Origin of the sequence: Streptomyces sp. NPDC058880 (assembly GCF_042742535.1) — a bacterium.
GTDB lineage: Bacteria > Actinomycetota > Actinomycetes > Streptomycetales > Streptomycetaceae > Streptomyces.
Window position 1 is genome coordinate 28,608 of the sequence record NZ_JBHYMC010000011.1, and the last position, 12,005, is coordinate 40,612.

Below are 12,005 nucleotides of genomic sequence, written 5' to 3' on the forward strand. Positions count from 1 at the left end.
CGGCTGCGGCCCTGCTCAGCAGTCCCGCAGTTCGGGCGACTGGTTGAGCAGCTGGCCACGGATCGAAGTGAACTTGGCCAGCCGGTCGTCCACCGAGGGATCCAGCGGGAAGACCGCCACCCGGTGACAGTTCTGGAATGCCAGACGCACTCCGAAGTGCCGCTGCAGCGCACCGCGTATCGCGTCACTCGCGAGTGCGCGCAGCAGTTGCCCACGCGCCTGCTCGTCGGGCGGCGGCGTCTGGTTGTCGGCGAACTGGCCGCCGTCCACCTTCAGCTGGGCCACCAGCGAGCTGATCATCTCCCATGCGTAGGGCAGGGAGGTCCGGACGCAGTCGACGAAAGCGGCTTCGTCGACCTCGCCTCGCTCGGCCTGTTCGAGTAGGGCCGGTGAGACGTCGAGCGACATGGGTTCTCCTCTCGCGACCCCGGCTGACTGGTTGCCGGAGTCTTACGGGCAGGGAAGGAGATCGCGACGCAGAGTGCACGCTCGACAACCTCCCGCTCACCACGGTAGGCGCCCACTGGGTGACGCACCAGGAGAATGCGCATACAACGCGCCATCGGCGAACGGGGCTTTCAGGGGCGAATCGCGTGGAGGGCAGTAGGTCGAGTAGCGTTGCCGACCATGCGTCTCGTGATTGCCCGCTGCTCCGTCGACTATGCGGGCCGGCTCACCGCCCATCTGCCCTCGGCACCCCGTCTGATCCTCGTGAAGGCCGACGGCAGTGTCTCGATCCACGCGGACGACCGGGCGTACAAACCGCTCAACTGGATGTCGCCTCCGTGCACCCTCAAAGAGGGGAGCGGGGACGACGCCGGTGTGTGGACGGTCGTCAACAAGGCGGGCGAGAAGCTCATCATCACGATGGAAGAAGTGCTCCACGACTCCTCCCACGAGCTCGGCACGGACCCCGGGCTCATCAAGGACGGCGTCGAGGCGCACCTCCAAGAACTGCTCGCCGACCGCATCGAGACGCTGGGCGAGGGCTACACCCTGATCCGGCGCGAGTACATGACGGCGATCGGCCCGGTGGACATCCTGTGCCGGGACGCCTCGGGCGCGACGGTGGCCGTGGAGATCAAGCGCCGCGGCGAGATCGACGGCGTGGAGCAGCTGACCCGCTACCTGGAGCTTCTCAACCGCGATCCGCACCTGGCCCCGGTCCGCGGCGTCTTCGCCGCGCAGGAGATCAAGCCGCAGGCGAAGGTGCTGGCTACGGACCGCGGGATGGACTGCGTGGTCCTGGACTACGACGCCCTGCGCGGCATCGAGGACGACAAGCTCCGCCTGTTCTGATCCCGTTCGAAACGACACGGCTCCGTCCGCGAGGACGGAGCCGTCGGCGTTTCAGGGGGTGGCGACCGGCGAGGTGGCGGTCGCGGTGCCGGTGCCCGTCCCGGCGCCGGTGGGCGACGGCGCGGCGGTCTCCGTCGGCTGCGGGGTCGGCGCCCCGGTGGTCGCCGGGGCCGAAGGGGACGTCGGGGCGGGCGAGTTCGGGGGCGTCGTGGCGGGGCGCCGGGTCGGGGTCCGGCCGGGCGGCGTCGGAACCGGGGCCGGCGGGGCGAGGCTCACGCCAGGGGCCTGGGTCGTGGTCGTGGTCGTGGTCGTCGAGCCCTGCGAGGGAGCCGTGGCGGGCTGCTCCGGCGCGGGATCGTGCCCTCCGGTCTCCAGGGCCGCCGTCGGTGTCGCGGAGGCCTCCGGGGTCGAGGACACGGCCGGCCCCTGGGCAGGCGGCTCACGGTCCGGGGAGCTCATCGCGAAGCTGACGACGGTGCCCAGCGCGACCGCGGTCAATGCTCCCGCGGCGGCCAGCAGCACGAGCTTGCGGCGGCCGGCGTCCCGGCCGGGCGGCGCCGGAACCGGGGCCGGCGGCACCGGGGAAGCCGCGTCCTGCTTCGGTGCCATCGGGAAGGCGTCCTCGAACACCGCCGACAGCGTCGTGGGCGGCTCCGGGCTCTCGGTCACCGGTACCACCGGAGTCATCCGCGTGACCGCCTCGGAGGAGACCGGGACCACGGGAACGGCCGCGGCCGCCCCGGCGGCCGGCGGCGGGGCCGGGAGGGCCGGGGCACGGCGGGTGGCCGCGGACGGCCGGACGGCGGGGGTCCTGCGGGCGACCGGGGTCACCACGGTCGCCGCCTCGGCGGCCGGGCCCGGCGCCGCGGCGGCCGGGATCGCCACCGTCACGGCCTCCGGGGCCTCCCCGGGAGCCTCGGGCGCCTCCAGTCGCAGCGGGGGCGACGCAGCGGCCCCGGCGAGCTCACGGTCCACCACCAGCGCCAGCGCTCGTCTACCCGCCACCATGCCCCGCTTGTCGGCCAGCGCGCCCCGCAGCCCGATCGAGGTCTCCAGTTCGGCGCGGGCCCGGTCGAGCCTCCCCTCGCACAGGGCGAGCACCCCCAGCTCGTGGTGGAAGTAGGCCTGTTCGGCCACCTCCCCCGCCTTGCGCGCGGCTTCCGCTCCCGAGCGCAGCACCCGCTCCCAGGCCTCCCAGTGCAGTGAGGCCGCGAAGGCGGGGGCGGCCGTACGCGCCAGCACCGCCGCGGCCACCACGTCCGCGCCGGCCAGCGCCGCGAGCACCGCGTCCGCTTCCCTTCCCACCCGCTCCGGGACCACCGAGGCGTGCCCGGTCCACCAGGCGTAGTGCCGGGCAGCCGTACGGGCCTCCTCCGCCGCGGTCTCCCCGTAGCCGGCCTCCTCCAGCTGGCGGGCGACGCCGGCGGCCAGCCGGTAGCGCGTCCCGACGGGCGTCAGCAGGCCACAGGCCAGCAGTTCCGCCACCGCGGTGTCGGCGTGGGTGTCCCCCACGAGCGCCGGCAGGTGGGTGTGGTGCGGCAGTTCGCCGCCCAGCGCGCACGCGATCCGCAGTGCCGCCCGCGCCGACTCGCTGACCCGCGACGCCAACAGCTCCGCCGGGGCGGCGCCCTCGGCGAGCGTCGGCAGGGGCACCGCCGCGCTGTCGCGCGGGCGCTCCTCGAAGACGCCCGGCTCCTCCTCGTCGTCGTCCTCGTCGCTGTGGTTGAGCTCGTCGCGTTGGCGCAGCATCGCGGCGGCCTGTACGAAGCGCAGCGGCAACCCCTCCGAGGCGAACCGAAGGTCGTCCGCCCAGGCGGTCTCCTCCTCGGTCAGCGGTCGTCCGACGCCCGCCTCCAGCAGTGCTGCGCAGTCGGCCTTGCCGAGGCCGGTGAGGAAGACCTCTTCGACGTGGGATTCGTCGGAGGGGGCCTTGGTGTCGGGGGTGGCCGCCAGCAGGTAGGCGCACTCGGGGGTGGCGCGCAGCAGCTCGTCCAGAGCGCTGCCGCCCATCTCCAGGTCGTCGAGGAGGACGACGGCCCCGATCTCGCGCACGCGGGCGAGGAGCTCGTCCTGTTCGGGGCGTTCGCGGGGCGCCTCGTAGACCGTCGCGCAGAGCGCGTGCAGCAGTTCCCCGGGCTGCTGATGTCCGTGGCCGCTGAGTCGTACGACGCCGTCGGGCGCGACGCCCGCGCACCGGGCGGCGACGGCGTCCAACAGCGCGCTGCGCCCGGATCCGGAAGGGCCGGTCAGGCGGACGGAACGGCCGCGGCCGAGGAGCCGTACGAGCCGCTCCAGTTCCTCGTCCCGGGCGAGCAGGGGCCGGACGGGTATCGGGTCTCCCGGCAGTACGGGCGGCCGGGCCGCGGCGTCCCGGGCCGCGCGGGCGGCCGGGGTGCGCCGGGCGGGGCGGGCGCGTTCGGTGCCGGGCCGCAGCGGTTCGATCTCGCTGCCGTCGACCGGGTTGACGGTGAGGGTGAAGTCGCCGGCGGTCAGGGTGACGACCCGCGCGGGCCCACCGGCCCCCGGGGCCGGCGTCGCACCGGCGCCGGCGGCACGCTCGTCCCGCTCGCCGTGCCCGTGTGTACGGTCCATGACCCAGTCCCCCGATCGCGGGCCGCGCGCCTCGCCGTCGTACCGCCCGGCCGTCGCGCACCCGCTGTCGCCACTGGTCCGGTTTCCGCCCGAACCCTAGACCGTGGCCGGTGGTGCGGGAAACCGCAGGGACTCGATCACCACCGGACCGTTACTTTCCGCAGGAAATGCAAAGGTCAGCGGCTTGCGGGTCAGACCCGGGGAAGGGACTCGGCTTCCAGGCCGCCCTCGATCGCGAGGATCCGGTGCAGCCTGGTCGCCACGAGCAGCCGCTGCATCTGCGGCGGCACCCCGCGCAGGACGAGGCGCCGCCCAGTCCGGCCGGCCCTCCGGTGCGCTCCCATGATCACGCCGAGTCCGGTCGCGTCCCAGGAGTCGAGCCCGGTGAGGTCGAGCACGAGGTCGCCCTGGCCGTCGTCGAGGGCGGTGTGCAGGGCCGTACGGGCGTCCGCCGCGCTGCGCACGTCGAGGCGTCCCCCGACAGCGAGTTCGGCGTGGTCGCCCCTGATGTGCATGTGTACTCCCGGCAGTACTGCGTACGTATGGCAACTGGCCCGTGGTCGGCAACTCTCACTGCAACTGACTGCCGCGCGGGCAGGGAAGTTGCCGACCGTGAGCGAACCGATACCTAATTCACCCTGACGGGTGACGGCATTCGAACGATGGCGCTCAGTGGCGGGACCGTTCTCAGTGCTTGTAGAAGCCCTGGCCGCTCTTGCGGCCGATGTCCCCGGCGTCCACCATGCGGCGCATGAGCTCCGGCGGCGCGAACTTCTCGTCCTGGGACTCGGTGTAGATGTTGCTGGTGGCGTGCAGCAGGATGTCGACGCCCGTGAGGTCGGCGGTGGCCAGGGGGCCCATCGCGTGCCCGAAGCCCAGCTTGCAGGCGATGTCGATGTCCTCCGCGGACGCCACGCCCGATTCGTACAGCTTGGCGGCCTCGACGACCAGCGCGGAGATCAGACGGGTCGTCACGAAGCCGGCGACGTCGCGGTTGACCACGATGCAGGTCTTGCCGACGGACTCGGCGAACGCCCTGGTGGTGGCCAGGGTCTCGTCGCTCGTCTTGTAGCCGCGGACCAGCTCGCACAGCTGCATCATCGGGACCGGCGAGAAGAAGTGCGCGCCGACGACCCGCTCCGGACGCTCCGTCACGGCCGCGATCTTGGTGATCGGGATGGCGGAAGTGTTGGAGGCGAGCACGGCGTCCTCGCGCACGATCTTGTCGAGGGCGCGGAAGATCTCGTGCTTGATCTCGATCTTCTCGAAGGCCGCTTCCACCACGATGTCGACGTCGGCGACGGCGTCCAGGTCGGTGGTCGTCGTGATGCGGGCGAGCGCCGCCTCGGCGTCCTCGGCCGTCAGCTTGCCCTTGGAGACGAACTTGTCGTACGAGGCCTTGATCCCGTCCGTGCCCCGGGTCAGCGCGGCGTCGGTGACATCGCGCAGCACGACGTCCCATCCCGCCTGAGCGGAGACCTGAGCGATCCCGGAACCCATGAGTCCCGCACCGATGACGGCGAGCTTCCCAGCCACTGCACACCCCTCGTTGTTCTCAAATACGGCACGGCTTCACAGCCACTCCGGCGGAGACTAGCGCCCGGGGGGTGCGGTGTGACCGCGAAGTAACACGCGTCACGTCTCAGATGACGGACATCACACCGGTACGGCCCATGAGCGGTGCGCTGCCGCACAGTTCACCCGCCGCCGCCGTCGCCGCCCGTCCGGCGGGCCCGTCTACCCTGGCCGCATGGTGAACCTCACGCGCATCTACACCCGGACCGGCGACAAGGGCACGACCGCCCTGGGCGACATGAGCCGCACGGCCAAGACCGACCTGCGGATCTCCGCGTACGCCGACGCGAACGAGGCCAACGCGGCGATCGGGACGGCCATCGCGCTGGGCGCGCTCCCCGCCGAAGTCGTAAAGGTCCTGGTGCGGGTGCAGAACGACCTGTTCGACGTGGGCGCGGACCTGTGCACCCCCGTCGTCGAGAACCCCGAGTACCCGCCGCTGCGCGTGGAGCAGTTCTACGTCGACAAGCTGGAGGCCGACTGCGACCTCTTCCTGGAACAGGTGGAGAAGCTGCGCAGCTTCATCCTGCCCGGCGGCGCCCCCGGCGCGGCCCTGCTGCACCAGGCGTGCACCGTGGTCCGGCGCGCCGAGCGGTCCACGTGGGCGGCGCTGGAGGTGCACGGCGACACGATGAACCCGCTCACCGCCACCTACCTCAACCGTCTCTCCGACCTCCTGTTCATCCTGGCCCGGGTGGCCAACAAGGAGGTCGGGGACGTGCTGTGGGTGCCGGGCGGCGAGCGGTAGCTCGGGGCGCCCTACCGGGTCCGCGCGAGTGGGGGCTGGTCCTCCGCCTCGGCGTCCGCGGGCGCCTTCGGCGGCCACAGCGTGTAGCCGACCGCGACGAGCGCGTGGAGGGCGACCGCCCGCAGGGCGCCGGACTGCCACGCCCGCAGCGAGCTGATGTCGCCCGCGTCGCCCACGTACCAGATCGCCACCTGGAGCAGGCCGGCGCCGATCGCGGCGGCGAGGACCGTCCGGGTCCACAGCCTCCACTCGTGCGCGACCCGGGCCTTCCCGTGGCCGGCACCCGCCGGCCTGGGGCCTCCGGCCAGCCGGTGGGCGGCGTGCCCGTCGAGCCACTTGACCGTGTAGTGGCCGTAGGCGACGGTGTAGCCGATGTAGAGCGCGGCCACGCCGTGCTTCCAGTCCGGCTCGGCGCCGTTCTTCAGGTCCATCGTGGTGACGACGAGCAGGACCAGCTCCATCACCGGCTCGCACAGCAGGACCGCGGCCCCCAGCCGGGGCATCCTCGCGAGGTAGCGCAGGGCGAGTCCCGCCGCCAGCAGGACCCAGAAGCCGATCTCACAGGCGATGATCAGCGTGACGATCACGGGGGGCCTCCGTCCGCTCGGGTTGGCCGTTCGCCTCAAGGCTCCCGTCCGCCGCCGCCCGATGCGTCGTCGCGAATGACCATGTGCGCCTGCACCCTTCGATGTACCCGCACCTCGGCCGCTCCGCCGAGGTGCGGGGCGCGTACACTCTGTTGGATGGCAACGTGACCGAGAAGAGCCTGCGCCCGCACCGTGACGACGTCCTCCTCGCGGTGGTCAGCGTCGCCGCGGGCCTCGTGTTCTGGTCGCTCGGCGTCTACAGCAGCCCCCACCGCACCGCTCTGCCGGCCTGGGCCGCCCTGGTGCCCCTCGTGGCGCTCGGCGCGATGGAGCTGCTGCGCCGCACCGCGCCGCGGACGATCCTGACCGTCGGCACGGTGGGGGTGGTCGCCGACCAGTTCACCGTCGGCAGCCTCGCCACCGTCATCATCTTCACCGACCTGATGTACGCCGCCGTCGTGTACGGGGAACCGGCCATGGCCCGGCGGCTCCCGGTGACCACCGGCCTGATCACCGTCGTGGTGACCGTCGCCTCGCTGGCCTGGTTCCGCACCCCGCAGGCCCTGCTGGTCGGCGCGATCACCGGCATCGTGAGTTTCGCCCCGGCACTGACCGGGGCCACCCTGCGCAACCACCGCGAGGCCGCCGAGGCGGCCCGGCTGCGTGCCGAGCAGACGGCTCTGCTGGCCGAAATGGACCGCAGCCAGGCCGTGGCCGCCGAGCGCGCCCGGATGGCCCGGGAGCTGCACGACATGGTGGCCAACCACCTCTCCGCGATCGCCATCCACTCCACCGCCGCGCTCTCCATCGACACGGTCGCGACCAGCCGTGACGCGCTGGGCGTGATCCGCGAGAACAGCGTGCAGGGCCTGGCCGAGATGCGCCGCCTGATCGGACTGCTGCGGGATGCCGGGGGCGACCGGGAGGCGGTCGCGGTGCCCTCGCTGGACGGCCTCGACGCCCTGATCGGGCAGGCCCGGTCCAACGGCTCGGCGAGCGGGCTGGCCTTCGTGCTGCACGACGACCGGCCGCCCGGGGAGCCGGCCGCGGCCCCCGTGGAACTGGCGGCGTACCGGATCGTCCAGGAGTCCCTGACCAACGCCCTCAAGCACGCGGCCCCCGGCACGGTGACGGTCCGCGTGGCGCGCAAGGACGGACTGCTGAGCGTGGTGGTCGACTCGCCCTGCGGGGACGGCCCCGGGCCCCGCGCACCGGGCTCGGGGGCCGGGCTGATCGGCATGAGGGAGCGGACGGAGCTGCTGGGCGGGCAGTTCACAGCGGGCCGGACCGGTCCCGTGTGGCACGTGCGGGCGATCCTGCCCGCCGAGGAGAAGGCGGTGGAGTGGTGACCATCCGGGTGGTGGTGGCCGAGGACCAGGCCGCGGTACGGGCCGGGCTGGTGCTCATCCTGCGCAGCGCGGGCGACATCGAGGTGGCGGGCGAGGCGGCCGACGGGGAGGAGGCGGTGCGCCTGGCCCGGGAGCTGCGGCCGGATCTCGTCCTCATGGACGTACAGATGCCCCGGCTCGACGGGGTGTCCGCGACCCGCCAGGTGGTCGAGGAGGGGCTGGCGGACGTGCTGGTGCTGACCACCTTCGACCTCGACGCGTACGTCTTCGGAGCGCTGCGGGCGGGCGCCTGCGGCTTCCTGCTGAAGGACGCGGACGCGGCGGAGCTGCTGGAGGCGGTACGGACCGTCGCGCGCGGGGAGGGTCTGATCGCCCCGGCGGTGACCAGGCGGCTGATCGCGGAGTTCGCGGCGCCGCGTCCGGCGCGGACCGCTCCGGCGCCGGAACGGGCGGCGGCGGTCGCCTCCCTCACCCCGCGCGAGCGGGAGGTGCTGGGTGCGCTCGGCCAGGGGTTGTCGAACGCGGAGATCGCCGACCGCCTGGGCATGGCGGAGGCGACGGCGAAGACGCATGTCAGCCGCCTGCTCGGCAAGCTGGAGCTGCGCAGCCGACTTCAAGCTGCCGTGCTGGCGCAGGAGTTGGGGATCTAGCGGACGAGGGGCACACCGGTCTGGACCTCTTGACGGTTGGTCCAGACCTTTCTACTCTCACGGCAACACTGTGGTGAGCGTGCCATGACAAAGCGTGCTCACGGGCGGCGCAGGTCCCACCCCCATGTCGACGTCGGCCCCACGACCGCGACGGACCTACGGAGGATCACCCTTGAGCACAGCATCCCCACCCCCCACCAGGCGCACCCGGTTCTTCACGAGAGTCGCGGCCGTCGTCGCCGCGCTCGCCCTGCCCGTCACCGGGCTCGTGGCCCTGGCCGGCCCGGCCCAGGCCGCCGCGTCCGCGACCGCGACGTACACCAAGGTCTCCGACTGGGGTACCGGCTTCGAGGGCAAGTGGGTGGTGAAGAACACCGGCACCACCACGCTCAGCAGCTGGACCGTGGAGTGGGACTACCCGGCGGGCACCTCGGTCACCTCGGCCTGGGACGCCACCGTCACCGGCTCCGGGACGCACTGGACGGCCAAGAACGTCGGCTGGAACGGCACACTCGCCCCGGGGGCCACGGCCAGCTTCGGCTTCAACGGCGCCGGGTCGGGCGCTCCCAGCGGCTGCACGATCAACGGCGCCTCCTGCGACGGCGGCACCCAGCCCGGCGACACTCCCCCCACGGCCCCCGGCGCGCCCGCCGCGAGCAACGTCGCCGACACCTCGCTGACTCTGACCTGGACCCCGGCCACCGACGACAAGGGCGTCAAGAACTACGACGTCTACCGGGGCTCCGCCAAGATCGCCACCGTCACCGGGACCACGTACGCGGACTCGGGCCTGACCAAGGGCACGACGTACACGTACAGCGTCACCGCCCGCGACACCATCGACCAGACCGGCCCCTCCTCGGGCTCCACCACGGTCACCACGACCGGCGGAGTGATCCCCCCGGACCCGGGCGACAAGGTCAAGCTCGGCTACTTCACCAACTGGGGCGTCTACGGACGCAACTACCACGTGAAGAACCTGGTCACCTCGGGTACGGCCGGAAAGATCACACACATCAACTACGCCTTCGGCAACGTCCAGAACGGCCGGTGCACGATCGGTGACGCCTATGCCGACTACGACAAGGCCTACACCGCCGCCCAGAGCGTCGACGGGGTCGCCGACACCTGGGACCAGCCGCTGCGCGGCAACTTCAACCAGCTGCGCAAACTGAAGAAGCAGTATCCGAACATCAAGGTGCTGTGGTCCTTCGGCGGCTGGACCTGGTCCGGCGGCTTCCCGCAGGCCGCCGCCAACCCGACCGCCTTCGCCCAGTCCTGCTACGACCTGGTCGAGGACCCGCGCTGGGCCGACGTCTTCGACGGCATCGACCTGGACTGGGAGTATCCGAACGCCTGCGGCCTGTCCTGCGACAGCAGCGGCCCGGCCGCCTTCAAGAACTTGATGCAGGCTGTGAAGGCCCGGTTCGGCGCGAACAACCTGGTCACCGCGGCCATCACCGCCGACGCTTCGGACGGCGGCAAGATCGACAAGGCCGACTACGCGGGCGCCGCGCAGTACACCGACTTCTACAACGTGATGACGTACGACTTCTTCGGGGCCTGGGCGGCCCAAGGCCCGACCGCCCCGCACTCCCCGCTGACCTCGTACGCGGGCATCCCGCAGGCCGGCTTCAACTCGGCCGACGCCATCGCCAAGCTCAAGGCCAAGGGCGTGCCCGGCTCCAAGCTCAACCTCGGCATCGGCTTCTACGGCCGCGGCTGGACGGGCGTCACCCAGGCCACCCCCGGCGGCACCGCCACCGGACCGGCCCCGGGCACGTACGAGCAGGGCATCGAGGACTACAAGGTGCTCAAGAACAGCTGCCCGGTGACCGGCACCGTCGCCGGCACGGCCTACGCCAAGTGCGGCAGCAACTGGTGGAGCTACGACACGCCCGCCACCATCGCCGGCAAGATGACCTGGGCCAAGCAGCAGGGCCTCAGGGGAGCCTTCTACTGGGAGTTCAGCGGCGACACCGCCGGCGGTGAACTCGCGAACGCGGTCCACACCGGACTCCAGTAGGCAGACGGAAGCCGGGGAGACGGGTCCGCCCCCGTCTCCCCGGCTTCTTCATGCCTTCACCCGATACCCCGCAGGGGTGCAACGCCCCGGTCCCGGACCGGCTCAGGCGACGTTCACCCGCTGGCCGGGCGGAGCCGCCTCCAGCCACGCCAGGAAGCCCGTCAGTGCGTCCTCGCTCATCGCCAGCTCCAGGCGGGTCCCCTGGTGGAGGCACCCGAGCACGACGGCGTCGGACAGCAGGGCCAGCTCCTCCTCGCCCTCCGGGGCGCGGCGGGCCAGCACCTCGATGGAGCTCCGCTCCAGCAGCCGGCGCGGGCGCGGGGAGTACGAAAAGACCCGGAACCAATCGATCCGGTCTCCGCTGTAGCGCGCGACCCCGTAGACCCAGCCCTTGCCCGAGACGTCAGGCTCCTCCGCCACGCCCCAGCGCATGCTGCAGTCGAAGGTCCCGCCGGACCGCTGGATCAGGCGGCGGCGCAGTCCGAAGACGAACAGCCCGATCACCACCAGGGCTACGACCAGGCCGCTCACAAGCAGAGCGAGGAGCATCTTCACCGACCTCCTCGCTCATCGAATACGCATGAGAAACGGGGACCCCTCCCAGACCGAGTCTGGGGGAGCACCTGCATCGCCTCAGCCGCGACCCGGTCTGGAAAATTCCAGAACGGACCGCGGCTGAGGTCTGCCGAGCCCTGAGGGTCGCCCTCCAGGGCTCGGCGGTGAAACTCCGACGGGCGGTCAGCCCGTTACGGCGCGCAGCCGGACATCCGCGCGACGCTCGGCGGCCGCGTCGGCCTCCGCCTTCGCGCGCTCCAGTGCCCGCTCCGCCCGCTGGACATCGATCTCGTCCGCGAGCTCGGCGATCTCGGCCAGCAGGGACAGCTTGTTGTCCGCGAACGAGATGAATCCGCCGTGCACCGCGGCGATGACAGTGTTGCCCTCGCTGGTACGGATGGTCACCGGGCCCGATTCCAGCACACCGAGAAGCGGCTGGTGACCGGGCATGACGCCGATGTCGCCGGACGTGGTGCGGGCGACAACAAGGGTGGCCCCGCCGGACCAGACATTGCGGTCCGCCGCGACCAGCTCGACGTGCAGCTCAGCAGCCAAGGTGGCTCCTCGGGTCACCACCCGGCGGGTCAGCCGGGTGTTGGGTCAAATTCTAATGGGCGTGGGGAG

At 72.1% G+C, this 12,005-nt stretch carries 12 protein-coding genes; 5 read left to right on the forward strand and 7 right to left on the reverse strand.

From position 1 onward, the window contains the following. Positions 1-15 precede the first annotated feature (15 nt). A complete protein-coding gene (locus tag ACFW2G_RS09120) occupies positions 16-408 on the reverse strand; it encodes an SCO5389 family protein (protein WP_030660337.1) in 393 nt (130 codons plus the stop codon). Positions 409-627: 219 nt separating this feature from the next. On the opposite strand from ACFW2G_RS09120, the gene nucS reads away from it, so the two are divergent. After that, on the forward strand, positions 628-1,299 hold the full coding sequence (nucS, locus tag ACFW2G_RS09125; protein WP_030660334.1) for an endonuclease NucS: 672 nt from the start codon (positions 628-630) through the stop codon (positions 1,297-1,299). 51 nt (positions 1,300-1,350) lie between these two features. Here the strand turns inward: nucS and ACFW2G_RS09130 are convergent, their stop codons facing one another. The 3 genes from ACFW2G_RS09130 to ACFW2G_RS09140 all read right to left on the reverse strand — a co-directional run bounded on the left by ACFW2G_RS09130 (position 1,351) and on the right by ACFW2G_RS09140 (position 5,427). Then, complete coding sequence (locus tag ACFW2G_RS09130) at positions 1,351-3,891, reverse strand: ATP-binding protein (RefSeq protein WP_384680889.1); 2,541 nt, start codon at positions 3,889-3,891, stop codon at positions 1,351-1,353. 191 nt (positions 3,892-4,082) lie between these two features. Continuing rightward, positions 4,083-4,406 (reverse strand): STAS domain-containing protein, encoded by a 324-nt coding sequence (locus ACFW2G_RS09135; RefSeq protein ID WP_030386930.1) that lies wholly within the window; start codon positions 4,404-4,406, stop codon positions 4,083-4,085. Between the two features lie 172 nt (positions 4,407-4,578). Continuing rightward, positions 4,579-5,427 carry a 3-hydroxyacyl-CoA dehydrogenase family protein gene (locus ACFW2G_RS09140; protein WP_037927951.1) on the reverse strand — a complete coding sequence of 283 codons (849 nt, stop codon included), beginning with the start codon at positions 5,425-5,427 and terminating at the stop codon, positions 4,579-4,581. Between the two features lie 214 nt (positions 5,428-5,641). Between ACFW2G_RS09140 and ACFW2G_RS09145 the strand changes: the two genes are divergently transcribed. Beyond that, positions 5,642-6,214 (forward strand): cob(I)yrinic acid a,c-diamide adenosyltransferase, encoded by a 573-nt coding sequence (locus ACFW2G_RS09145; RefSeq protein ID WP_037927948.1) that lies wholly within the window; start codon positions 5,642-5,644, stop codon positions 6,212-6,214. An 11-nt stretch (positions 6,215-6,225) separates the two neighbouring features. On the opposite strand, the gene ACFW2G_RS09150 is transcribed toward ACFW2G_RS09145, so the two are convergent. Then, the gene (locus ACFW2G_RS09150; RefSeq protein ID WP_384445506.1) at positions 6,226-6,801 is read right to left on the reverse strand and encodes a hypothetical protein; all 576 of its coding nucleotides are present in this window, start codon (positions 6,799-6,801) and stop codon (positions 6,226-6,228) included. Positions 6,802-6,965: 164 nt separating this feature from the next. Between ACFW2G_RS09150 and ACFW2G_RS09155 the strand changes: the two genes are divergently transcribed. The 3 genes from ACFW2G_RS09155 to ACFW2G_RS09165 all read left to right on the forward strand — a co-directional run bounded on the left by ACFW2G_RS09155 (position 6,966) and on the right by ACFW2G_RS09165 (position 10,826). Further along, positions 6,966-8,150, forward strand: a complete 1,185-nt coding sequence (locus tag ACFW2G_RS09155) for a histidine kinase (RefSeq protein WP_106967686.1) — start codon at positions 6,966-6,968, stop codon at positions 8,148-8,150. After that, on the forward strand, positions 8,147-8,800 hold the full coding sequence (locus ACFW2G_RS09160; protein ID WP_037928623.1) for a response regulator transcription factor: 654 nt from the start codon (positions 8,147-8,149) through the stop codon (positions 8,798-8,800). The genes ACFW2G_RS09155 and ACFW2G_RS09160 overlap by 4 nt, the downstream gene beginning before the upstream one ends. Before the next feature lie 124 nt (positions 8,801-8,924). Continuing rightward, complete coding sequence (locus ACFW2G_RS09165; RefSeq protein ID WP_384581041.1) at positions 8,925-10,826, forward strand: glycosyl hydrolase family 18 protein; 1,902 nt, start codon at positions 8,925-8,927, stop codon at positions 10,824-10,826. 102 nt (positions 10,827-10,928) lie between these two features. On the opposite strand, the gene ACFW2G_RS09170 is transcribed toward ACFW2G_RS09165, so the two are convergent. After that, positions 10,929-11,375: a DUF2550 domain-containing protein gene (locus tag ACFW2G_RS09170; RefSeq protein WP_037928621.1), complete on the reverse strand. Its 447-nt coding sequence runs from the start codon at positions 11,373-11,375 to the stop codon at positions 10,929-10,931. A gap of 189 nt (positions 11,376-11,564) precedes the next feature. Then, positions 11,565-11,936 carry a F0F1 ATP synthase subunit epsilon gene (locus tag ACFW2G_RS09175; protein WP_037927938.1) on the reverse strand — a complete coding sequence of 124 codons (372 nt, stop codon included), beginning with the start codon at positions 11,934-11,936 and terminating at the stop codon, positions 11,565-11,567. Positions 11,937-12,005: the final 69 nt, after the last annotated feature.